The sequence below is a fragment of the Pseudomonas sp. SB113 genome (assembly GCF_040754745.1).
Taxonomy (GTDB): Bacteria; Pseudomonadota; Gammaproteobacteria; order Pseudomonadales; family Pseudomonadaceae; genus Aquipseudomonas; species Aquipseudomonas grimontii.
Genome location: NZ_JBFMHW010000001.1, coordinates 540,394 through 563,145, shown reverse-complemented (window position 1 = coordinate 563,145; position 22,752 = coordinate 540,394). Strand labels below are relative to the sequence as shown.

The following is a 22,752-nucleotide window of genomic DNA, read 5'->3' as shown; positions in this document are numbered from 1 at the left end:
GGGGGCAAGCCCCCTCCCACACTCGACCGCATTCCTACAGGATAAATGCGGTCAAACTGTGGGAGGGGGCTTGCCCCCGATAGCGGTCTATCGGGCACTGCGCGTTTGTATGGCTTATCATTAGCCACCTAACGACGCTCACCAAGGTTCTCCCCGGCATGCTGGCTATCTTCCTCACCACCCTCACCATCACCGCGCCGGTATTCGCCATGCTGTTCCTGGGTGTGCTGCTCAAGCGCATCAACTGGATCAACGACAACTTTATCCACACGGCTTCGTCCCTGGTGTTCAACGTCACCATGCCGGCGTTGCTGTTCCTGGGCATCCTGCATGCCGACCTGCACTCGGCGCTCAAGCCGGGTTTGCTGATCTATTTTGCCGTTGCCACGCTGGTGAGCTTTGTCCTGGCCTGGGGCTGGGCGATCTTTCGCTGCAAGCGTGAAGACCGCGGTATCTACACCCAGGGCGCCTTTCGCGGCAATAACGGGGTGATCGGCCTGGCCCTGGCCGCCAGCATGTACGGCGACTACGGCATCTCCCTCGGCGCGATCCTCGCGGCGCTGGTGATCCTCTTCTACAACACGCTCTCGACCATCGTGCTGGCGGTGTACAGCCCGGTGATCAAGTCCGACCCGTGGAGCATCTTCAAAAGTGTGGTGGCCAACCCGCTGATCATCAGCGTGATCGTGGCGGCACCGTTTGCCTATTTCCAGCTCGGCCTGCCCGGCTGGCTGGAAAAATCCATGCAGTACCTGGCGGACACCACCTTGCCGCTGGCATTGATCTGTATTGGTGGCACCTTGTCCCTGGCGGCGTTGCGCAAGAGCGGCAATATGGCGCTGAGCGCGAGCTTGATGAAGATGGTCTGGCTGCCGGTGGTCGCGACTCTGGGCGCGTGGCTGCTGGGCTTTCGCGGGCCGGAGTTGGGGATTCTGTTCCTGTACTTCGGCGCACCGACCGCCGCGGCGAGCTTCGTGATGGCCAGGGCGGCCGAGGGCAATCATGAACTGGCGGCGGCGATTATCGTGATCACCACGCTGATGGCGGCAGTGACCACGAATATCGGGATTTTCGTGTTGCAGGCGGGTGGCTGGATCTAACCTTCTTTCTGATAGGTGTCGATCACTTCCTGCGCCGCCCGAAACGCATCAATCGCCGCCGGTACGCCGGCATACACCGCGCAATGCAGCAGCGCTTCGCGAATTTCCTCCACGGTGCAGCCATTGTTCAGCGCGCCGCGTACGTGGCCCTTGAGCTCCTGCGGGCACTTGAGCGCGGTGAGGGCGGCGAGGGTGATCAGGCTGCGCGTCTTCAGCGGCAAGCCTTCGCGGGTCCACACGCTGCCCCAGGCGTGTTCGTTGACGAAGTCCTGCAGTGGCTGAGTGAACTCGGTGGCGTTGCCCAGGGCGCGGTCGACGAATACATCGCCCATCACCTGGCGACGCATTTCAACCCCGGGCTTTTTCTGATCGGTCATTGCGATTCCCTCTTGTGTTGGCGGCGCCAGGCTCGCAGCGTGCTGAACAACAGGAAAGCCACCAGCACTGGCAGGACGTAATACAGCATCAGTTGTTCAAGCTTGTTGGCCAGGGGCATGCCGGTGGTGAACGACATCACATGCAGTCCATACGCCAGGTACAGGCCCAACAGCACCAGGCCTTCGGCGCGGGTGACGCGGTAACCGGTATAAAACACCGGCAGGCACAGCACCACCACGCCAAGCATCACCGGCAAGTCGAAGTCCAGGGCGTTGGGCGACACCGACAGCGGCGAGGGCGCGAGCAGCGCGGTCAGCCCCAATACGCCCAGCAGGTTGAACAGGTTGCTGCCGATCACGTTGCCCACGGCAATTTCCCGCTGGCCGCGCAGGGCGGCAACCAGTGAGGTGGCCAGGCATGGCAGCGATGTGCCGACGCCGATCAGCGTGAGGCCGATGATGCGCTCCGACAGGCCCAGGTCCGCCGCCACATCCACCGCTGCGCCGAGCAGCAAGTGCCCGGCCAGCACCAGGATCAACAGCCCGCCCAGCATCTGCAGCACACTGCTCAGCCAGGGCGCCCGGGCGACGGTATCCAGGGTGCGCGGACGGCGGGAATGGCGAGTCTGGTAATGCAGCACGCCGAGGTAGGCCAGCAGCGCAATCAGCAGCAGCAGGCCGTCGACCGGTGTCAGCTCTTCATTCGCCGCCAGGGTAAACACCAGCAACCCCGCGAGGATCATCATCGGAATATCCAGGCGCACCAGCTGCCGCGAGACGCGCAGGGGGATGATCAGCGCCGACAGGCCCAGGGTCACGAGGATGTTGAAGATACTGCTGCCGATCACGCTGCCCACGGCAATGTCGGTATTGCCGGCCAGGGTGGCCTGCAGGCTGACGGTCATCTGTGGCGCGCTGCTGCCGAACGCGACGACCGTAAGGCCGATGATCAGCGGCCGCACCTTGAGGCTGGCGGCCAGGCGCACGGCGGCGCGCACCAGGATTTCGGCGCCCAGGATCAGCAGCAACAGGCCGCTGACCAGTTCAAGCAGGCTCCAGGGCGAGAGGGCGGTTAATCCGAAAATGGCCAGGGCTCCCTCTTCAGTTGCTCAGGGCTTGCACGCGAACCCGTGCAGTGCCGCTGCTCAGCATGCCCAGTTGCTCGGCAGCCTTGCGTGATAGATCGATCAAGCGCCCGCGGGTATGCGGGCCGCGATCGTTGATGCGGACCACGACGGATTTGTCGTTGTCGAGATTGGTGACCTTGACCTGGGTGCCGAAGGGCAGTTGCCGGTGGGCGGCGGTCAGGGCGTTCTGGTTGAAAGGTTCACCGCTGGCGGTTTTTTTGCCATGGTGCTTGGCGCCGTAATAAGAGGCGGTGCCGGTTTCGTTGTAGCCGTTGGGGTCGATGAGGCCGCTGGCGCAGCCGGCCAGTAGGGAGAACAGGGCTAAAAGGCCAAGTAAACGCTTCATTTCCAAGCTTACCCCTGTATCGAATATGGGCGCGGGCTTATGTGGGAGGGGGCTTGCCCCCGATAGCGTTCTGTCAGACACAGATGTGCAAGCTGATAGACCGCTATCGGGGGCAAGCCCCCTCCCACAGGGTCCGAGGCAATTATGAAATCTGCCTCGGGCTAATCATTGCAATCAGCCTTCGAGCTTGCTTTTCAGCAGTTCGTTCACCTGTTGCGGGTTGGCCTTGCCTTTGGAGGCTTTCATCGCCTGGCCGACAAAGAAGCCGAACATCTTGCCGCGCTTGGCTTCGTCTGCCGCACGGTACTGTTCGACCTGCTCGGCGTTGGCCGCCAGCATTTCATCCAGCACGGCGGAGATGGCGCCGCTGTCGGTGACTTGCTTGAGACCGCGCTTGTCGATGATCTCGTCGGCGCTGCCTTCACCGTTGGCCATGGCTTCGAACACGGTCTTGGCGATTTTGCCGGAGATGGTGTTGTCCTTGATGCGCAGCAGCATGCCGCCCAATTGTTCGGCCGACACCGGCGCTTCGTCGATCTCCAGGCCCTGTTTGTTTAACAGGCTGCCCAGCTCGACCATCACCCAGTTGGCCGCCAGCTTGGCGTCACCGGCAATGCTCACGACTTTTTCGAAGTAGTCGGCTTGCTCACGGCTCGAAGCCAGCACGCTGGCATCGTAGACCGACAGGCCGAACTGCGCCTGGAAACGCTCGCGTTTTTGCGGTGGCAATTCCGGCAGGGTAGCGCGGATGTCATTGAGGAACGAATCTTCAAGCACCACCGGCAACAGGTCCGGATCGGGGAAGTAACGGTAGTCGTTGGCTTCCTCTTTGCTGCGCATGGCGCGGGTTTCGTCTTTGTTCGGGTCGTACAGGCGCGTTTGCTGGATCACCTTGCCGCCGTCCTCGATCAGTTCGATCTGGCGACGCACTTCGGTGTTGATCGCCTTCTCGATGAAGCGGAACGAGTTGACGTTCTTGATCTCGCAGCGAGTGCCGTACTCGACCTGGCCTTTTGGCCGCACCGAGACGTTGCAGTCGCAACGCAGCGAGCCTTCGGCCATGTTGCCGTCACAGATGCCCAGGTAACGCACCAGCGCGTGGATCGTCTTGACGTAGGCCACGGCTTCCTTGGCGCTGCGCATGTCCGGCTCGGACACGATCTCCAGTAGCGGCGTGCCGGCACGGTTCAGGTCGATACCGGTGGCACCGTTGAACTCTTCGTGCAGGCTCTTGCCGGCGTCTTCTTCCAGGTGCGCACGGGTGACGCCGACACGCTTGATGGTGCCGTCTTCCAGCGGGATGTCCAGGTAACCCTTGCCGACGATCGGCAATTCCATCTGGCTGATCTGGTAGCCCTTGGGCAGGTCCGGGTAGAAGTAGTTCTTGCGCGCGAACACGTTGTGCTGGCCGATCTCGGCGTCAATCGCCAGGCCGAACATCACCGCCATGCGCACCGCTTCCTGGTTCAGCACCGGCAGTACGCCGGGCATGCCCAGGTCGACCAGACTGGCCTGGGTGTTCGGCTCGGCACCGAACGTGGTGGCGCTACCGGAGAAAATCTTCGATTGGGTGGCGAGCTGGGTATGAATCTCCAGCCCGATCACAACTTCCCATTGCATAGTGTTTTCCTCAGAAGCCGGTAGGGGTGCGAGTGTGCCAGTCGGTGTTCAACTGGTACTGGTGCGCCACATTGAGCAGGCGGCCTTCCTGGAAATACGGGGCGAGCAATTGCACGCCCACCGGCAGGCCATCGACGAAACCGGCAGGCATGGACAAGCCCGGCAGGCCCGCGAGGTTGGCGGTGATGGTGTAGAGGTCTTCCAGGTACTCGGCAATCGGGTCGCCGGTCTTGGCGCCGATTTTCCAGGCCGGGTTCGGCGTGGTTGGGCCGAGGATCACGTCGACTTCTTCAAAGGCAGCCATGAAGTCGTTCTTGATCAGGCGCCGGATTTTTTGCGCCTTGAGGTAGTACGCGTCGTAATAGCCGGCCGACAGGGCGTAGGCACCGACCATGATCCGGCGTTGAACTTCGGCACCGAAGCCTTCACCTCGGGAGCGTTTGTACAGGTCGGTCAGGTCCTTCGGGTTTTCGCAGCGGTAGCCGAAGCGCACGCCGTCGAAACGCGACAGGTTGGAGGAGGCTTCTGCCGGCGCGATCACGTAGTAGGCAGGAATCGCATGCTGGTTGTTCGGCAGGCTGATTTCCTTGATCACCGCGCCGAGCTTTTCCAGCTCCTTGACGCTGTTGTGCACCAATTCGGCGATGCGCGGGTCGAGACCGGCGCTGAAGTATTCCTTCGGCACGCCGATGCGCAGGCCCTTGAGCGAGGTATTGAGGCTGGCGCTGTAGTCCGGCACCGGTTCATCGATGCTGGTGGAGTCCTGGGCGTCGAAGCCTGCCATGCCTTGTAACAAAATTGCGCAGTCTTCGGCCGTGCGGGCCAGGGTGCCGCCCTGATCGAGGCTGGAGGCGTAGGCGATCATGCCCCAACGGGAAACGCGACCGTAGGTCGGCTTCAGGCCGGTGAGGTTGGTGAAGGCCGCCGGCTGGCGGATCGAGCCGCCGGTGTCGGTGGCCGTGGCGGCCGGCAGGAAGCGCGCGGCAACGGCCGCAGCCGAACCGCCGGACGAACCGCCGGGCACGTGTTCCAGGTTCCACGGGTTCTTGACTGCGCCGTAGTAGCTCGACTCGTTGGCCGACCCCATGGCGAATTCGTCCATGTTGGTCTTGCCCAGGGTCACGGCCCCGGCAGCGGCCAGCTTGGATACCACGGTGGCGTCGTAGGGCGCCTTGAAGTTGTCGAGCATCTTCGAGCCGCAGCTGGTGCGAATGCCCTGGGTGCAGAACAGGTCCTTGTGGGCGATAGGTGCACCCAGCAGGGCACCGTTTTCACCGTTGGCGCGGCGTACATCCGCAGCCTTGGCCTGGCTCAAGGCCAGCTCTTCGGTGAGGCTGATGAAGCTGTTGACCTTGGGATCCAGCTCGGCGATGCGCGCAAGCAGGGTCTTGGTCAGCTCTTCGGAAGAAAACTTTTTGTCGGCGAGACCGCGGGCGATCTCGGCCAGAGTCATGTGATGCATTGCAGGCTCTTTCCCTTTAGTCGATGACTTTCGGAACCAGGTACAGGCCGTTTTCGACCGCTGGCGCGATGGACTGGTAGGCCTCGCGATTATTGCGCTCGGTCACGACGTCTGCGCGCAGGCGCTGGCTGGCTTCCAGCGGGTGAGCCAGGGGCTCGATGCCGTCGGTATTCACGGCCTGCATTTGGTCAACCAGCCCTAGAATGCTGTTCAGGGCTGCGGTGGTCTGTGGAAGATCGGCTTCATTCAGGCCAAGCGAGGCCAGATGAGCGATTTTTTCCACGTCGGAGCGTTCAAGCGCCATGGGAATCTCCAGTGGAAAACAGAACGGAGGCTGTCCGTGTGTTAGATTGTCGGAACACTACCGCATTTCTACGGTCTTACGGCCGCGATTGTGGGGGTTGGTGCACAGAAAGTCGGCCAATTTAGCACATTGGCGCCTTGCCCAAAATCCCTGTCGTTGTTAGAGTTTGCCGCACTTTTTTACCCACGCGTTGCCTAGGGTCCTTTCCCCATGTTCAAGAAACTGCGTGGCATGTTTTCCAGCGATCTTTCCATTGACCTGGGCACTGCCAACACCCTTATTTACGTGCGCGAGCGCGGTATCGTCCTGAATGAGCCATCGGTTGTGGCCATTCGGACCCATGGTAATCAGAAAAGTGTCGTTGCCGTCGGCACCGAGGCCAAGCGCATGCTCGGCCGAACACCAGGCAATATTGCTGCCATTCGTCCGATGAAAGACGGCGTGATCGCCGACTTCAGTGTCTGCGAGAAGATGCTGCAGTACTTCATCAACAAAGTTCACGAAAACAGTTTCCTGCAGCCCAGCCCTCGTGTGCTGATCTGCGTCCCGTGCAAGTCCACCCAGGTGGAGCGTCGTGCCATCCGTGAATCGGCCCTTGGCGCCGGTGCCCGCGAAGTGTTCCTGATCGAAGAGCCGATGGCTGCTGCGATCGGTGCCGGCCTGCCGGTTGAAGAAGCCCGCGGTTCGATGGTGGTGGATATCGGTGGTGGTACCACTGAAATCGCCCTGATTTCCCTGAACGGTGTGGTGTATGCCGAATCCGTACGTGTCGGCGGCGACCGCTTCGACGAAGCGATCATCACTTATGTGCGTCGCAACTACGGCAGCCTGATCGGCGAATCCACCGCCGAGCGCATCAAGCAGGAAATCGGTACCGCTTACCCGGGCGGCGAAATTCGCGAAGTCGATGTTCGCGGTCGCAACCTGGCCGAAGGCGTTCCACGTGCCTTCACCCTGAACTCCAATGAAGTGCTGGAAGCTCTGCAAGAGTCCCTGGCCACCATCGTTCAGGCTGTGAAGAGTGCCCTGGAGCAATCGCCGCCGGAACTGGCTTCCGACATCGCCGAGCGAGGCCTGGTGTTGACCGGTGGTGGCGCCTTGTTGCGCGACCTCGACAAATTGCTGGCCCAGGAAACCGGCCTGCCGGTGATCGTCGCCGAAGACCCGCTGACCTGCGTTGCCCGTGGCGGTGGTCGTGCACTGGAAATGATGGATAAACACACCATGGACCTGCTCTCCAGCGAATAAGATCGTTGGTTGCACCATGTTTCGCCCACAGGCAGCACTTTGCAGTGCTGCCTGTTGGCGTTTATCTTCTTCAATCTGCATCCAGGCCGGTTAGATGCCGTATGAATAAAGAGAATATTTGCCTGGGAGGAGCGGCTTATTAAACCGCTTTTCGCCAAAGGCCCCTCATTGGGCGTGCGCTTATTGGTGCTGGTCGTGCTTTCGGTCGCATTGATGGTGGTCGATGCCCGCTTTGCACTGCTCAAGCCGGTGCGTAGCCAAATGTCGCTGGTGTTGATGCAGACCTACTGGATCACCGACCTGCCGCAACGTCTCTACCAGGGCGTGGCCAGCCAATTTGGCAGCCGCACCGAGCTGGTTGCCGAGAACGAAAAACTCAAGACCGAAAACCTGCTGTTGCAGGGGCGCATGCAAAAGCTGGCGGCCCTCACCGAGCAGAACGTTCGGCTGCGCGAGTTGCTCAACTCTTCCGCGTTGGTCAACGAAAAGGTCGAAGTGGCCGAATTGATCGGCATGGATCCCAACCCCTTTACCCATCGCATCATCATCAACAAGGGTGAACGTGACGGAGTGGTCCTTGGTCAGCCGGTACTGGATGCTCGGGGACTGATGGGGCAGGTCGTAGAGTTGATGCCCTACACCTCGCGGGTCCTGTTGCTGACGGACACCACCCACAGCATTCCGGTGCAGGTGAACCGTAACGGCTTGCGCGCGATCGCCAGCGGCACCGGCAACCCTGAGCGCCTGGAATTGCGTCACGTCGCGGACACGGCCGACATCAAGGAAGGCGACCTGTTGGTCAGCTCCGGCCTGGGCCAGCGCTTCCCGGCGGGTTACCCGGTGGCAACGGTCAAGGAAGTGATCCACGATTCCGGCCAGCCATTCGCCATTGTGCGCGCCGTGCCCACTGCCGCCCTGAACCGCAGCCGCTACCTGTTGCTGGTGTTCAGCGACAATCGCACTCCGGAAGAGCGCGCCAACGACGCCGCCCAGGCCCAGGAAGCGGAAGACAAGAAGAACGGCACTGCGCCGATCATTCCCGCGACCGTGCCCAAGCCTCAGTCGACTACCCCCGTTGTACCGGCGGCAACTCCGGCAGCTACTGCGCCTGTGGCCACACCGGTCAAGCCGGCGGCCCATAGCGTGCACCCGGTGAAGCGGACTGCAGCGAAACCACCTGCCACCACGACGCCCGCTGCGAAGCCTCCAGCCGCAGCCCCGGCAACCACACGGCAGAGGGAGGAATAATGGCCGGTACTCATTCGAGCAATGGCTGGATCGTCTGGCTGACATTCGCCATCGGCCTGCTGCTCAGCGTTTCGCCGCTGCCGCAGTTCATGGAGATCCTGCGTCCGCTCTGGCTGGCATTGCTGCTGGCATTCTGGTCGCTGAACCTGCCGCATAAAGTGGGCATGGTTACCGCCATGTTCCTGGGCTTGGCGGAAGATGTGCTGTATGGCACCTTGCTGGGCCAGAACGCGTTGATCCTGACCCTGATCACCTTCCTGGTGCTGTCGTTGCAGCAGCGCCTGCGGATGTTCCCGATGTGGCAGCAATGCCTGGTGATCCTGGTGATCTTCGGCCTGGCGCAGTTGGTACAGCTGTGGCTCAGTGCCTTGACCGGTAACCGCCAGCCAACCCTGGCGCTGGTGTTGCCGGCCCTGGTCAGTGCGCTGCTGTGGCCGTGGATCAGTTTCGGCCTGCGCGGGTTACGTCGTCGCTATAAAATCAATTGAATGGATTGCGAGGCTCTGCCTGGTTATCGAACTCCACAGGGAGAGCCTGCAATGAATTCGCTTTATCTGGCCTCAGGCTCCCCGAGACGGCGTGAACTGCTGACCCAGATCGGTGTGCCTTTCACCGTGGTCAGCGCCGCTATCGATGAAACTTCCCTTACCAATGAATCGGCTGTTGCCTATGTTGAGCGTCTTGCGCGCGGCAAGGCGGCGGCGGGATTTGCTGCGCTTGGGGAAACCCCAGGTGCTTGCGTACTGGGCGCCGATACGGCGGTGGTTGTGGACGGCCAGATCCTTGGCAAGCCGGTGGACCAGGCTGATGCCCTGGCGATGTTGATGGCTTTGGCTGGGCGTGAGCATGAAGTCCTCACCGCCATCGCGCTCACCGACGGCCCGCGCTGTGAAACCCGATGTGTCAGTAGTCGTGTACTTTTTCGTGGGATTTCTGTCGAGGAGGCTACAACCTACTGGCACAGTGGCGAACCCCAGGACAAGGCGGGCGGCTATGCTATTCAAGGGCTTGGGTCGGTGTTTGTGGCCGGGCTCAACGGCAGCTATTCCGCCGTGGTAGGGCTGCCGGTGTGCGAAACCGCGCTACTGCTCGACCAATTCGGCATACCCTGTTGGCAAAACCTTACCGCGCGCTGAACGCGTTACTCCAGCGCCCAGCCTTAAGCGACCGGTCACTATTGTGAAAACGCCTGAACGAGACCCAGCCATGAGTGAAGAGATTCTGATCAATATCACGCCGATGGAATCGCGCGTGGCGGTGGTAGAGAACGGTGTTCTGCAAGAAGTGCATGTCGAGCGCACCCAAAAGCGCGGGATCGTCGGCAATATCTACAAGGGCAAGGTGGTGCGGGTGTTGCCGGGGATGCAGGCGGCATTTGTCGACATCGGCCTGGACCGGGCGGCGTTTATCCACGCCTCGGAGATCTCCCTGCGCGAAGGGCCGGCGGTGGAAAGCATCAGTGCCTTGGTGCATGAGGGGCAAAGCCTGGTGGTGCAAGTCACCAAGGACCCCATCGGCTCCAAGGGGGCGCGGCTGACGACTCAGCTGTCGATTCCTTCGCGCTACCTGGTTTACATGCCGCGCACCGCCCATGTCGGCATCTCCCTGAAGATTGAAGACGAAGCCGAGCGCGAGCGCCTGAAAAAGGTGGTCAGCGACTGCGTGGCCGCCGAAGGCATCAAGGAAGCGGGTGGTTTTATCCTGCGCACCGCCGCCGAGGGCGCCGGTGCTGACGAAATCCTCATGGACATTCGCTACCTGCGGCGTTTGTGGGACCAGATCGGCGCACAGATCAAGACCATCGGCGCGCCGAGTGTGATCTACGAAGACCTGGGCCTGGCCCTGCGCACCTTGCGCGACCTGGTCAGCCCCAAGATTGAGAAAATCCGCATCGACTCGCGGGAAACCTTCCAGCGCACCACGCAGTTTGTTGCCGAGCTGATGCCGGAAATTGCCGACCGCCTGGAGCACTACCCTGGTGAACGGCCGATCTTCGACCTGTATGGCGTCGAGGACGAAATCCAGAAAGCCCTGGAACGCAAGGTACCGCTCAAGTCCGGTGGCTACCTGGTGGTGGACCCGGCGGAAGCCATGACCACCATCGACGTCAACACCGGCGCGTTTGTTGGCCATCGCAACCTTGAAGAAACCATCTTCAAGACCAATCTCGAAGCCGCCACGGCGATTGCCCGCCAACTGCGCCTGCGTAACCTGGGCGGCATCATCATCATCGACTTCATCGACATGGAAGATGAAGAGCACCAGCGCCAGGTGCTGCGCACGCTCGAAAAGCAGCTGGAGCGCGACCACGCCAAGACCAATATCATCGGTATCACCGAGCTGGGCCTGGTGCAGATGACCCGCAAGCGCACCCGCGAGAGCCTGGAGCAGGTGCTGTGCGAGCCGTGCAGCAGTTGCCAGGGCCGTGGCAAGTTGAAGACCCCGGAAACGGTTTGCTACGAGATTTTCCGGGAAATCTTACGAGAGGCACGGGCCTATCAGGCCGAAGGCTATAGAGTGCTTGCCAACCAGAAAGTGGTTGACCGCCTGCTGGATGAGGAGTCCGGTAACGTGGCTGAACTGGAGGGTTTTATCGGACGTACGATTCGCTTCCAGGTCGAAACCATGTACTCCCAGGAACAATACGACGTGGTGCTGCTCTGATCCCCATTCGCTTTCTTTTTACGAGACTCGCAGACCTTGATCTGCAGTCCGACTACTGCCTTGAGGGTCGCCTGACATGGAGCGTCTGATACGCTTTTTTGCCGCTTTGACCCGTTGGGGCCTCGGCCTGTGCGCCTTGCTTCTGGTATTGGCGGCGGTGTATGTGAGCCTTGGTCGTGAATTGACCCCGCTGGTGGCCGAATACCGCGCGGAAATCGAAGCCAAGGCCCAGGCTGCGGTGGACATGCCTGTGCACATCGGCAGCCTCGAAGGCCGTTGGAGCGGCTTCGCGCCCGTGTTGCTGGCCCACGACGTGATGGTCGGCGAGGGCAGCAGTGCCTTGCGCCTGGACCAGGTTGAAGTGGTGCCGGACATGTGGTCCAGCCTGATGGCGCGCGAAGTACGTATTGCGCACCTGGAAGTCAGTGGCCTGCAACTGAGCGCCAAGGAAGACAAGGACGGCCATTGGGCGCTGCAAGGCCTGCCGATGCAGGACGACCAGCCGCTGGATCCTGAGCAATTGCTCAAGCGCATGCAGATGGTCAAGCGCGTGTCGCTGCTCGACAGCCAGGTCACCCTGCAACCGCTCGACCAGGCCCCGCTGACCCTGACGTATGTAGGCTTGAGCCTGCACACGGGCGTCACCCGCCAGCGCCTGGACGTTCGCCTGACCTTGCCCGACGGCCAGCCCCTTGCCCTGAGCCTGCGCAGCCGCATTCGCGCGAGCCAGTGGAAGGACGCCGAAGTCCAGGCCTACCTGAGCCTGCCGCAGAGCGACTGGGCCAAGTGGATTCCCGCCAGGCTGACCCAGCAGTGGAAACTCACGCAGTTCAAGGCTGGCGGTGAGTTCTGGCTGAACTGGGGTAAAGGCACTGTGCAAAGTGCGGTAGTGCGCCTCAACTCGCCGCAAGTGAAGGGCAGCTACGCCGAGCGCAAGCCGGTCCATATCGAAAACCTTGCACTCACGGCCTATCTGCAGCGCAGTGATACCGGCTTGAAGGTGTTGTTTGACTCCTTGGCGATGAACCTGGGCGAGACCCGATGGGAATCGCGCCTGCAATTGCAGCAGACCCTGGCTACCGACAAGGACCAGGAAGCCTGGCAGCTGCAGGCTGATCGCCTCGACCTGACCCCCATCACACCGTTGCTCAACGCCCTGGCACCGCTGCCGGAAGGCGTCGCCAAGACCGTCGAGCATCTGAAGGCCACCGGCCTGCTGCGTAATGTGCTGGTGGATTTCCGTCCTCAGGACACTACCGATCAAAAAGTCAGCTTTGCCGCCAACCTGGAGCGGGTCGGGTTTGACGCTTACTTCGGTGCACCGGCCGCGCGCAACGTTTCCGGCAGCATCAGCGGCGACCTGGGCCATGGCGAGTTGCGCATGGACAGCAAGGATTTCTCCCTGCACCTCGATCCGATATTTGCTAAGCCCTGGCAGTACCTTCAGGCTAATGCCCGCCTGACGTGGAAGCTGGATAAAGAAGGCTTCACCCTGATCGCCCCGTATATCAAGGTGCTGGGGGAAGAAGGCAAGATCGCCGCCGATTTCCTGATTCGCCTGCATTTCGACCAAAGCCAGGAAGATTATATGGACCTGCGGGTCGGTATGGTCGATGGTGATGGACGCTTTACCCCTAAATACCTGCCGGCCGTGCTGAGTCCCGCGTTGGATGAGTGGCTGCGCACGGCGATTCTCAAGGGCGCAGTGGATCAGGGGTTCTTCCAGTACCAGGGGTCGCTGAACCACGACGCGTTGCCGGCCGCGCGCAATATCAGCCTGTTTTTCAAGGTGCATGACGCCGAACTGGCGTTCCAGCCGGGCTGGCCCCATGTGAACAAGGTCAATGGTGAAGTGTTTGTCGAAGAGACTGGCGTGCGCATCCTGGCCAGCAAGGGGCAGTTGCTCGACACCAAGGTCAAGGACGTCTACGTCAATATTCCCCACGCGCCGTCCGGAAAGGAAAGCCATCTGCTGCTGACCGGTGGTTTTGCCGGTGGCCTGGGTGATGGGCTGAGGATCCTCCAGGATGCGCCAATTGGTACTGCATCCACCTTCGCCGGCTGGAAAGGCGAAGGAGACCTGCAAGGTTCACTGGATCTGGACGTTCCGCTGGTCAAGGGCATCGAACCCAAGATCGTGGTGGATTTCCAGACAGATAAGGCCCGTCTGCAATTGGCGGAACCGCCCTTGGACCTGACGCAGCTCAAGGGCAGTTTCCGCTTCGATAGCGCCAAAGGCCTGAGCGGCGAAAAGATTACAGCCCAGGCATTTGACCGGCCGATCACCGCGCAGATCTTTGCCGATGGCAAGCCGGGCAACATCAGCACCCGTGTCGCCGCCAGGGGGCAGGTGACGGTCAAGCGCCTGACGGATTGGTTGAAAGTCAGCCAGCCGTTGCCGGTGTCCGGTGATATTTCATATCAGTTGCAGCTCAATCTGGACGGTGCCGACAGCCAACTGATGGTCAGCTCCAACCTCAAGGGCGTTGCGGTGGACTTGCCTGCGCCGTTCGGCATGCCGGCCAGCCAGGGACGTGACAGCGTATTTCGCATGACCTTGCAGGGAGCTGAACGCCGCTATTGGTTTGATTACGGTGAGTTGGCCAACTTCACCTTTGCCGCACCGCCGGACAAACTCAATGACGGCCGTGGCGAGTTGTTCCTCGGCGATGGCGATGCCGTACTGCCAGCAGCCAAGGGCTTGCGCATCCGTGGCGTGCTCTCGGAACTGGATGTCGACCCGTGGAAAAAACTGGTGAACCAGTATGCTGGCAATGACCCTGGTGGCAGTGCCAAGCAACTGCTGAGCGGTGCCGAATTCAAGATTGGCAAGCTCACCGGCCTGGGTACCCAGTTCGATCAGGTCAACCTGTTGCTGGATCGAAAGTCCGCTGCCTGGGGCTTACAGTTCGACAGCCAGCAGGCCAAGGGTGCCGTGAACTTGCCGGATGCCAAGGGCGCGCCGATTGCGGTCAACCTGCAATATGTGAAGCTGCCGGCGGTGGACCCGACGGTACAGGCTGATGAAAATGCACCGGATCCGTTGGCCAGTATTGATCCCAAGGATATTCCGGCGCTGGATATTGCTATTGACCAACTGTTTCAGGGGCCGGACCTGATAGGCGCCTGGTCACTCAAGATCCGACCCACTGCCAAAGGCCTGGCCTTCAATAATCTGGACCTGGGCCTCAAGGGCATGCAACTTAAGGGCGCCGGCGGATGGGAAGGGGTTCCGGGTGACAGCAGCAGTTGGTACAAGGGCCGCCTGGACGGCAAGAACATCGCCGATGTACTCAAAGGCTGGGGCTATGCGCCCACGGTAACCAGCGAGGACTTCCACTTGGACGTGGATGGGCGTTGGCCGGGTTCGCCGGCCTGGGTCGGGCCTAAACGTTTCTCCGGCAGCCTGGATGCGACGTTCCGTAAGGGTCAGTTTGTTGAGGTGGAAGGTGGCGCCCAGGCACTGCGGGTGTTCGGCCTGCTCAACTTCAATTCCATTGGGCGCCGGCTGCGCCTGGACTTCTCCGACTTGCTGGGCAAAGGCTTGAGTTATGACCGCGTCAAGGGTCAATTGGCCGCCAGCAATGGTGTGTTCGTGACGCGCGAGCCGATCACCATGACCGGCCCGTCGAGTAACCTGGAGCTCAATGGCACACTGGACCTGGTGGCTGATCGTGTCGATGCCAAGTTGCTGGTGACGTTGCCGGTGACCAACAACCTGCCGATTGCCGCGCTGATCGTGGGTGCGCCGGCGATTGGTGGCGCACTGTTCCTGATCGACAAGCTGATCGGTGACCGTGTTTCGCGTTTCGCCAGCGTGCAATACAAGGTGGAAGGCCCTTGGAAGGATCCAAAAATCACCTTCGACAAACCATTTGAAAAACCAAACTGAGAGCCTGTGGAGTAGCATGGCCGCATGCCTTTTGCGGAGTATCGGCCCATGTCCTTTGCGGTAATTCAAATGGTCAGCCAAAGCGATGTGCTGGCCAATCTGGCCCAGGCCCGGCGCTTGTTGGAACGAGCGGCGGCCGGCGGTGCGAAGCTGGCGGTGCTGCCGGAAAACTTTGCCGCCATGGGCCGCCGCGACGTGGTGGATATTGGTCGTGCCGAGGCGCTGGGTGAAGGTCCGATCCTGCCATGGTTGAAACAGACCGCCCGCGACCTCACCTTATGGATAGTGGCTGGCACACTGCCGTTGCCGCCCAAGGATCAACCGCACGCCAAATCCAATGCCTGCTCGCTGCTGATCGATGATTGCGGCGAAGTCGTTGCCCGTTACGACAAGCTGCATTTGTTTGATGTGGATGTGGCGGATGCCCGGGGTCGCTATCGGGAGTCCGATGACTATGCTTTCGGGAACAACGTGGTGGTGGCGGATACGCCGGTCGGCCGTTTGGGCCTGACGGTATGTTACGACCTGCGCTTCCCCGAGCTGTACAGCGAGCTGCGCGCGGCGGGGGCTGAATTGATTACCGCGCCCTCGGCCTTTACTGCCGTGACCGGTGCCGCCCACTGGGATGTACTGATTCGTGCGCGGGCCATCGAAACCCAGTGTTACCTGCTGGCGGCCGCCCAGGGCGGTGTACATCCAGGGCCACGGGAAACCTATGGTCATGCGTCTATCGTCGACCCATGGGGCCAGGTGCTGACACAACAGGATCAAGGCGAAGCGGTGTTGCTGGCCGAACGCAATAGCAGTGAACAGGCGTCGATACGGGCGCGCATGCCGGTGGTCAACCATCGGCGCTTTTTCTCGCAGGGCGCACAGCGGCCTGCTTCAGAACGATGAATTTAAGGCCAAACCTATGAGCGAGTTGTTGTCCTCAGTCAGTGAACACCTCCTGGCACCCGGTGGCGTGACCATCGAAAGCTTGCAAACCGTGCTCGGCGATCTGGCCGGGCCGGGCATCGATGCAGCGGACCTGTATTTCCAGGGGCAGATCTCCGAGTCCTGGGCCCTGGAAGATGGCATCGTCAAGGAAGGCAGTTTCAATCTTGACCAAGGTGTAGGCGTACGCGCGCAATCCGGTGAAAAGACCGGTTTTGCCTACAGTAACGCGATCACCCTGGAGGCGCTGGGCCTCGCTGCGCGTGCCGCGCGTTCGATCTCCCGTGCCGGCCAAAATGGCACGGTGCAGGCGTTCAGTACCCAGGACGTGGCGCAGTTATATGCGCCGGACAACCCTCTGGAAGTGATCAGCCGTGCGGAAAAGGTCGAGCTGCTCAAGCGTATCGATGCGGCCACCCGCGCCCTGGACCCGCGTATCCAGCAGGTCTCCGTGAGCATGGCCGGTGTGTGGGAACGCATCCTGGTGGCGTCCACCGACGGTGGCCTGGCGGCGGATGTGCGGCCGTTGGTGCGTTTCAACGTCAGTGTGATCGTCGAGCAGAACGGTCGCCGCGAGCGCGGTGGTCATGGCGGCGGCGGGCGTACCGACTACCGTTACTTCCTCACCGACGACCGTGCGATGGGCTATGCCCGTGAGGCTTTGCGCCAGGCGTTGGTAAACCTGGAAGCTATTCCGGCGCCGGCCGGCACATTGCCGGTGGTATTGGGCTCGGGCTGGTCCGGCGTATTGCTGCACGAAGCCGTGGGTCATGGCCTGGAAGGCGACTTCAACCGCAAGGGCAGTTCCGCCTACAGTGGGCGTATGGGCGAGATGGTTGCGTCCAAGCTCTGCACCATTGTCGATGATGGCACCCTGGCCGGTCGTCGTGGCTCGCTGAGCGTCGATGATGAAGGCACGCCGACCGAGTGCACCACCTTGATTGAAAACGGTGTGCTCAAGGGCTACATGCAAGACAAGCTCAATGCCCGTCTGATGGGCGTGGCGCGCACCGGTAATGGCCGTCGCGAATCTTATGCGCACCTGCCGATGCCCCGCATGACCAACACCTACATGCTCGGTGGCGAAAGCGACCCGGCGGAGATCATCGCTTCGGTGAAGCGCGGCATCTACTGCGCCAACCTCGGCGGCGGCCAGGTGGATATCACCAGCGGCAAGTTCGTGTTCTCCACCAGCGAGGCGTACCTGATCGAAGACGGCAAGATTACTGCGCCGGTCAAAGGGGCAACGTTGATTGGCAATGGCCCGGAAGCCATGAGCAAGGTGTCGATGGTCGGCAACGACCTGGCCCTGGACAGTGGTGTGGGCATGTGCGGGAAAGATGGGCAGTCGGTGCCGGTAGGTGTCGGCCAGCCAACGCTGAAAATTGATGCGATCACCGTGGGTGGTACGGGGTCGTAAGGGGTGGAGCTTCGGGTGGCGAAGACCGCCACCCGGGGAAGGGCATCAACGCAGGCCGCGTTGAGTCTCGTCCAGCTCACGGATGTATTTGAAGATTTTACGGCTGGTGGCCGGCGCCTTGTTATGCGCCTGCTCGTGCTGGGCCTGACGGATCAGGGAGCGCAGTTGCTGGCGGTCCGCGTCCGGGTAGTCCAACACGAATTTCTCCAGCACCGCGTCATCGCCCGAGATCAGGCGGTCACGCCAACGTTCCAGGTTATGGAAACGTTCGTTGTACTGGCGAGTGGAGGCATCGGTTTGATCAAGCAAAGCGAGAATGGCGTCAGTGTCCTGATCGCGCATCAGCTTGCCGATAAACATGATGTGCCGTTTACGCGCGATATTCGCGGTGTGCTTGGGTGCATCCGCAAGCGCCCGGCGCATTTCGTCGGTCAGTGGCAGTTTTGCAATCAAGTCTTTCTTGAGCGTTGTAAGGCGCTCGCCGAGGTCAACCAGCGCATGCAGCTCGCGTTTGACCTGGGTTTTGCTTTTCTCCCCATCGAGGGAGTCGTCGTAAGAATCAACCATGGTGGCAGTCCGCAAAGAAACGCCGCCATGATAACCAGTCGGGGGCCGCTTGTCCGGCCCGGTCGCTCGATGGCCTTAACCGAAAGCAGAATTTGAGTGGAGAAAACCATGAGTGCAGCCCAAAGCGTCGGTCCGCAAGCGTTACCGGCCCTGCAGGAACAAGTCGAGCAGATCCTTGCCGAGGCCAAGCGCCAGGGGGCCAGTGCCTGTGAAGTGGCGGTGTCGCTGGAGCAGGGGCTGTCGACGTCGGTGCGCCAGCGGGAAGTGGAAACCGTCGAATTCAACCGTGACCAAGGCTTTGGCATCACTTTGTACGTGGGGCAGCGTAAAGGTTCGGCCAGTACGTCGGCCAGCGGCCCGGAGGCGATTCGCGAAACGGTTGCCGCCGCGTTGGCGATTGCCCAGCACACCTCCGAGGATGAAAGCTCGGGCTTGGCCGATAAGGCGCTGATGGCCAAGGACTTGAAGGATTTCGATCTGTTCCATGCCTGGGATATAACGCCTGAACGGGCCATCGAGCTGGCGCTGACCTGCGAAGCGGCTGCGTTCGATGCCGATGCCCGCATCAAGAACGCCGATGGCACCACGTTGAACACTCACCAGGGCTGTCGCGTATACGGTAACAGCCACGGGTTTATCGGGGGGTATGCGTCCACTCGCCATAGTTTGAGCTGCGTGATGATCGCCGAGGCCAATGGCCAAATGCAGCGTGATTACTGGTACGACGTAAGTCGTCAGGGCGAATTGCTCGCAGACCCGGTCAGCATTGGTCAACGTGCTGCACAACGTGCCGCGAGTCGCTTGGGCGCGCGCCCGGTGCCGACGTGTGAAGTGCCTGTGCTGTTTTCGGCGGAACTGGCAGGCGGTTTGTTTGGCAGTTTCCTGGGGGCCATTTCCGGCGGCAATCTGTATCGCAAGTCCTCGTTCCTTGAGGGGGCGATCGGCCAGACGTTGTTTCCCGAGTGGCTGACCATCGATGAGCGTCCGCACTTGATGCGGGCCATGGGCAGTTCGGCGTTCGATGGGGACGGCCTGGCCACGTATGCCAAGCCGTTCGTCGAAAATGGTGAGCTGGTGTCTTACGTACTCGGCACCTATTCAGGCCGCAAACTCGGACTGCCCAGTACCGCGAACGCCGGTGGCGTGCATAACCTGTTCGTGACCCATGGTGACGAAGACCAGGCGGCGCTGTTGCGGCGCATGGGACGTGGCCTGCTGGTGACCGAACTGATGGGCCATGGCCTGAATATGGTCACTGGGGATTATTCTCGTGGCGCGGCGGGTTTCTGGGTGGAAAACGGTGAGATTCAGTTCGCTGTCCAGGAAGTGACCATTGCCGGCAATATGCGCGATATGTTCAAGCAGATCGTTGCTGTGGGAAACGACCTGGAGCTGCGCAGTAATATTCGCACAGGCTCGGTCCTGATCGAGCGGATGACCGTCGCGGGCAGCTAATTCCGCGACAGCTTCACAAAAGGCGCGCCATCTTACGGATGGCGCGCCTTTTTTTGTAGCGGGTTTCAGGCGGATTGCTGCGCCACTCTTGTTTTGATTCTCAATATCATTTAATAATAAATATCATTACCGAGCGAGTGTGGATCATGAGTTCTGTCCTGCATGAGGATCCGTATCTGGAAAGCTGGCGCTGGATGAGTCGTCAGATTCGCTGCGGTCTGGATCCCAATGAGCCTCGCCTGATCGAACATTACCTCAATGAGGGCCGATACCTGGCGTGCTGCACCGCGACCCATCCGTGGACTATCGCTGAAACCTCATTCCGCCTGCTGATCGACACCGCCAGCGATATTGCACTGCCGTGGCATTGGCGCTCCATGTGCCTTGACCAGGCCTGGCGCCCATTAAGCGACCTGGAAAAACTCTCTCACTGTGCCTGCCGCCTCAAGCGCTGGCAGACCTTTGCCTGGCAATTGGCCACCTGCGAATTGCTTCCTTCCATTTCCGTTTCTGACCTGGTGCAAGGATCTTCCGATGAGTAACACCCGTATCGAACGCGACAGCATGGGCGAACTGCAAGTCCCCGCCGAGGCCTTGTACGGCGCGCAAACCCAGCGCGCGGTGAACAACTTTCCGATCAGCCACCAACGCATGCCGGCGCAATTCATTCGCGCGCTGATACTGGCCAAGGCGGCGGCGGCCAAGGTCAACGTCGACCTCAAGCAGATCAGCGAAGGGCAGGGCAAAGCCATCGTAGACGCGGCCCAAGGCTTGCTCGAAGGCGATTACATGCGGCACTTCCCGGTGGACATCTTCCAGACCGGCTCCGGCACCAGTTCCAATATGAACGCCAACGAAGTGATTGCGACGCTCGCCAGCCGTTTGCTCGGCGAAGCGGTCAACCCCAACGATCATGTGAACTGTGGCCAAAGCAGCAACGACATCATCCCAACCACCATCCACGTCAGCGCAGCGCTGGTGTTACATGAGCAGACATTGCCAGCATTGCTGCACCTGGTGCAGGTGATCGAGCAGAAGGCCGAAGAGGTTCACCCGTTCATCAAGACCGGCCGCACGCACCTGATGGACGCCATGCCCGTACGCATGAGCCAGGTGCTCAATGGTTGGGCCCAGCAACTCAAGGCCAACATCGGCCATCTGCAAGATTTGCTGCCGAGCCTGCAGGCTTTGGCCCAGGGTGGTACGGCGGTGGGTACCGGGATTAACGCGCACCCGGAATTCGCCGCGCGTTTCAGTCAACAACTCAGCAGCCTGGCAGGCGTGAAATTCACGCCGGGCAAGAACCTGTTCGCGCTGATTGGCTCCCAGGACACTGCCGTCGCCGTCTCCGGCCAGTTGAAGGCCACCGCCGTCTCGCTGATGAAAATCGCCAACGACCTGCGCTGGATGAACTCGGGCCCACTTGCCGGCCTGGGGGAAATCGAGCTGGAAGGACTGCAACCGGGGTCCTCGATCATGCCAGGCAAGGTCAACCCGGTGATTCCGGAAGCCACCGCCATGGTAGCTGCACAAGTCATCGGCAATGACACGGTGATCACCGTTGCCGGCCAATCCGGCAACTTTGAATTAAACGTGATGCTGCCGATCATTGCCCAGAATTTGCTCAGCAGCCTCGAGTTGCTGGCCAATTCCAGCCGTCTGCTGGCAGACAAGGCGATCGCCAGCTTCAAGGTCAACGAAGCCAAGCTCAAGGAAGCGTTGTCGCGCAACCCGATCCTGGTTACCGCACTCAACCCGATCATTGGTTACCAAAAGGCCGCTGAAATTGCCAAGAAGGCCTATCAGCAAGGCCGCCCGGTGATTGATGTGGCCCTTGAGCACACCGATCTGCCCCGTAGCCAACTGGAAATCCTGTTGGATCCGGAAAAACTCACGGCTGGCGGCGTGTAATCACCGACCCTGCTTTGGAGGCTCACCATGGAGCACTGGAAGCGCACGATCGAGCGGGCCAATCGCTGTTTTATGCAGGGCGAATTGGTTGACGCTCGCGAGGCCTATCTGCAAGCCCTGGCCCTGGCTCAAGTGCTGTTCGAGCGCTGGGCGAATGCCGACGAAGCAGTGGCGGCTTGCGTCATTTCCCATCACAACCTGGCGGACTTGCACCTGCGCCTGAATCAGCCCGAGGAAAGCGCCGAATACCTCTGCGCTATCCATCAGCGCTTGCTGCAGACCATGCAGGACGAGCGTCTGAGCCCGCAGCTACGCGAAGCGGCCCTGCGCCAGAGCAGCAAGACGTACGTCGAACTGCTGAATTTCATCAGCGATCACGGCGAGTACCCGCGCACCCATCGCTTACTGGGCGGTACTGCGGTGCAGCCGACCACGTCTCAATACGGAGCACATTGATATGACCTACACCTTGCCTGCCTTGCCCTATGCCTACGATGCCCTGGAACCGCATATCGATGCGCAAACCATGGAGATTCACTACACCAAGCACCACCAGACCTACATCAATAACCTCAATGCGGCGGTTGAGGGCACCGAGTTTGCGGATTGGCCAGTGGAGAAGCTGGTGTCCAGCGTGCAGCAATTACCGGAGAAACTGCGTGCGGCTGTGATTAACCAAGGCGGTGGCCACGCCAACCATTCGCTGTTCTGGGCAGTGATGTCGCCTAAAGGTGGCGGCAAGCCCGACGGCGCGCTGGGAAAAGCCGTTGAAGAGCAACTCGGTGGTTTCGACAGTTTCAAGGAAGCCTTCACCAAAGCTGCTTTGACCCGTTTTGGCAGCGGCTGGGCCTGGCTGAGCGTCACGCCGCAGAAGACTTTAATAGTGGAAAGCAGCGGCAACCAGGACAGCCCGCTGATGAATGGCAATACGCCAATCCTCGGCTTGGACGTCTGGGAGCATGCTTATTACCTGCGGTACCAGAACCGTCGCCCTGAATACATCAATGCCTTCTACAGTGTCATTAACTGGCCGGAAGTTGCCGCACGCTATCAGGCTGCGTTGGCCTGACATTCA

21 protein-coding genes are annotated in these 22,752 nt (G+C 60.7%); 14 read left to right on the top strand and 7 right to left on the bottom strand.

Features of this window, described 5'->3' with window-relative positions; all coding sequences use genetic code 11:
* Positions 1-158: 158 nt before the first annotated feature.
* Positions 159-1,100, top strand: coding sequence for an AEC family transporter (locus AB1462_RS02640; RefSeq protein WP_090409445.1), 942 nt, complete (start codon positions 159-161; stop codon positions 1,098-1,100).
* Here the strand turns inward: AB1462_RS02640 and AB1462_RS02635 are convergent.
* The 6 genes from AB1462_RS02635 to gatC form a co-directional block, all read right to left on the bottom strand.
* Positions 1,097-1,477 carry a carboxymuconolactone decarboxylase family protein gene (locus AB1462_RS02635; RefSeq protein ID WP_065924306.1) on the bottom strand — a complete coding sequence of 127 codons (381 nt, stop codon included), beginning with the start codon at positions 1,475-1,477 and terminating at the stop codon, positions 1,097-1,099. The genes AB1462_RS02640 and AB1462_RS02635 overlap by 4 nt on opposite strands.
* Positions 1,474-2,520, bottom strand: a complete 1,047-nt coding sequence (locus tag AB1462_RS02630) for a calcium/sodium antiporter (protein WP_090409442.1) — start codon at positions 2,518-2,520, stop codon at positions 1,474-1,476. The genes AB1462_RS02635 and AB1462_RS02630 overlap by 4 nt, the downstream gene beginning before the upstream one ends.
* 58 nt (positions 2,521-2,578) lie before the next feature.
* On the bottom strand, positions 2,579-2,950 hold the full coding sequence (locus AB1462_RS02625; protein WP_090409440.1) for a septal ring lytic transglycosylase RlpA family protein: 372 nt from the start codon (positions 2,948-2,950) through the stop codon (positions 2,579-2,581).
* Between the two features lie 174 nt (positions 2,951-3,124).
* Entirely contained in the window at positions 3,125-4,570 is a 1,446-nt protein-coding gene (gene gatB, locus AB1462_RS02620; protein WP_090409438.1) for an Asp-tRNA(Asn)/Glu-tRNA(Gln) amidotransferase subunit GatB, read from the bottom strand.
* Positions 4,571-4,580: 10 nt separating this feature from the next.
* Positions 4,581-6,032 carry an Asp-tRNA(Asn)/Glu-tRNA(Gln) amidotransferase subunit GatA gene (gene gatA, locus AB1462_RS02615; RefSeq protein ID WP_259192453.1) on the bottom strand — a complete coding sequence of 484 codons (1,452 nt, stop codon included), beginning with the start codon at positions 6,030-6,032 and terminating at the stop codon, positions 4,581-4,583.
* Positions 6,033-6,048: 16 nt separating this feature from the next.
* Entirely contained in the window at positions 6,049-6,336 is a 288-nt protein-coding gene (gene gatC / locus AB1462_RS02610; protein ID WP_003171764.1) for an Asp-tRNA(Asn)/Glu-tRNA(Gln) amidotransferase subunit GatC, read from the bottom strand.
* 210 nt (positions 6,337-6,546) lie between these two features.
* Between gatC and mreB the strand changes: the two genes are divergently transcribed.
* From mreB to tldD, 8 genes are all read left to right on the top strand, one after another.
* Entirely contained in the window at positions 6,547-7,584 is a 1,038-nt protein-coding gene (gene mreB / locus AB1462_RS02605; RefSeq protein ID WP_015093487.1) for a rod shape-determining protein MreB, read from the top strand.
* Between the two features lie 138 nt (positions 7,585-7,722).
* Positions 7,723-8,832 (top strand): rod shape-determining protein MreC, encoded by a 1,110-nt coding sequence (gene mreC / locus AB1462_RS02600; protein ID WP_367246117.1) that lies wholly within the window; start codon positions 7,723-7,725, stop codon positions 8,830-8,832.
* Entirely contained in the window at positions 8,832-9,320 is a 489-nt protein-coding gene (gene mreD / locus AB1462_RS02595; protein ID WP_027604826.1) for a rod shape-determining protein MreD, read from the top strand. Before mreC ends, mreD begins: the two co-directional genes overlap by 1 nt.
* A gap of 51 nt (positions 9,321-9,371) precedes the next feature.
* Positions 9,372-9,968 carry a nucleoside triphosphate pyrophosphatase gene (locus AB1462_RS02590; RefSeq protein WP_259192389.1) on the top strand — a complete coding sequence of 199 codons (597 nt, stop codon included), beginning with the start codon at positions 9,372-9,374 and terminating at the stop codon, positions 9,966-9,968.
* 70 nt (positions 9,969-10,038) lie between these two features.
* Complete coding sequence (rng, locus tag AB1462_RS02585; RefSeq protein ID WP_010213134.1) at positions 10,039-11,496, top strand: ribonuclease G; 1,458 nt, start codon at positions 10,039-10,041, stop codon at positions 11,494-11,496.
* Between the two features lie 76 nt (positions 11,497-11,572).
* Positions 11,573-15,388: a YhdP family protein gene (locus AB1462_RS02580; RefSeq protein ID WP_367246097.1), complete on the top strand. Its 3,816-nt coding sequence runs from the start codon at positions 11,573-11,575 to the stop codon at positions 15,386-15,388.
* Positions 15,389-15,436: 48 nt separating this feature from the next.
* Positions 15,437-16,285, top strand: a complete 849-nt coding sequence (locus tag AB1462_RS02575; protein WP_259192377.1) for a carbon-nitrogen hydrolase family protein — start codon at positions 15,437-15,439, stop codon at positions 16,283-16,285.
* A 16-nt stretch (positions 16,286-16,301) separates the two neighbouring features.
* Positions 16,302-17,744, top strand: a complete 1,443-nt coding sequence (gene tldD, locus AB1462_RS02570) for a metalloprotease TldD (RefSeq protein ID WP_090409429.1) — start codon at positions 16,302-16,304, stop codon at positions 17,742-17,744.
* Positions 17,745-17,789: 45 nt separating this feature from the next.
* Here the strand turns inward: tldD and yjgA are convergent, their stop codons facing one another.
* Positions 17,790-18,311, bottom strand: coding sequence for a ribosome biogenesis factor YjgA (gene yjgA / locus AB1462_RS02565; RefSeq protein WP_017138246.1), 522 nt, complete (start codon positions 18,309-18,311; stop codon positions 17,790-17,792).
* Positions 18,312-18,419: 108 nt separating this feature from the next.
* Here yjgA and pmbA point away from each other — a divergent pair, with 108 nt between their 5' ends.
* From pmbA to AB1462_RS02540, 5 genes are all read left to right on the top strand, one after another.
* Positions 18,420-19,766, top strand: a complete 1,347-nt coding sequence (pmbA, locus tag AB1462_RS02560; protein ID WP_090409428.1) for a metalloprotease PmbA — start codon at positions 18,420-18,422, stop codon at positions 19,764-19,766.
* Between the two features lie 146 nt (positions 19,767-19,912).
* Positions 19,913-20,308, top strand: a complete 396-nt coding sequence (locus tag AB1462_RS02555) for a FagA protein (protein ID WP_090409426.1) — start codon at positions 19,913-19,915, stop codon at positions 20,306-20,308.
* Positions 20,301-21,677, top strand: a complete 1,377-nt coding sequence (locus AB1462_RS02550) for a lyase family protein (RefSeq protein WP_090409425.1) — start codon at positions 20,301-20,303, stop codon at positions 21,675-21,677. The genes AB1462_RS02555 and AB1462_RS02550 overlap by 8 nt, the downstream gene beginning before the upstream one ends.
* A 27-nt stretch (positions 21,678-21,704) precedes the next feature.
* Complete coding sequence (locus AB1462_RS02545) at positions 21,705-22,133, top strand: hypothetical protein (protein WP_315336827.1); 429 nt, start codon at positions 21,705-21,707, stop codon at positions 22,131-22,133.
* Position 22,134: 1 nt separating this feature from the next.
* Positions 22,135-22,746, top strand: coding sequence for a superoxide dismutase (locus tag AB1462_RS02540; protein WP_090409420.1), 612 nt, complete (start codon positions 22,135-22,137; stop codon positions 22,744-22,746).
* Positions 22,747-22,752 lie beyond the last annotated feature (6 nt).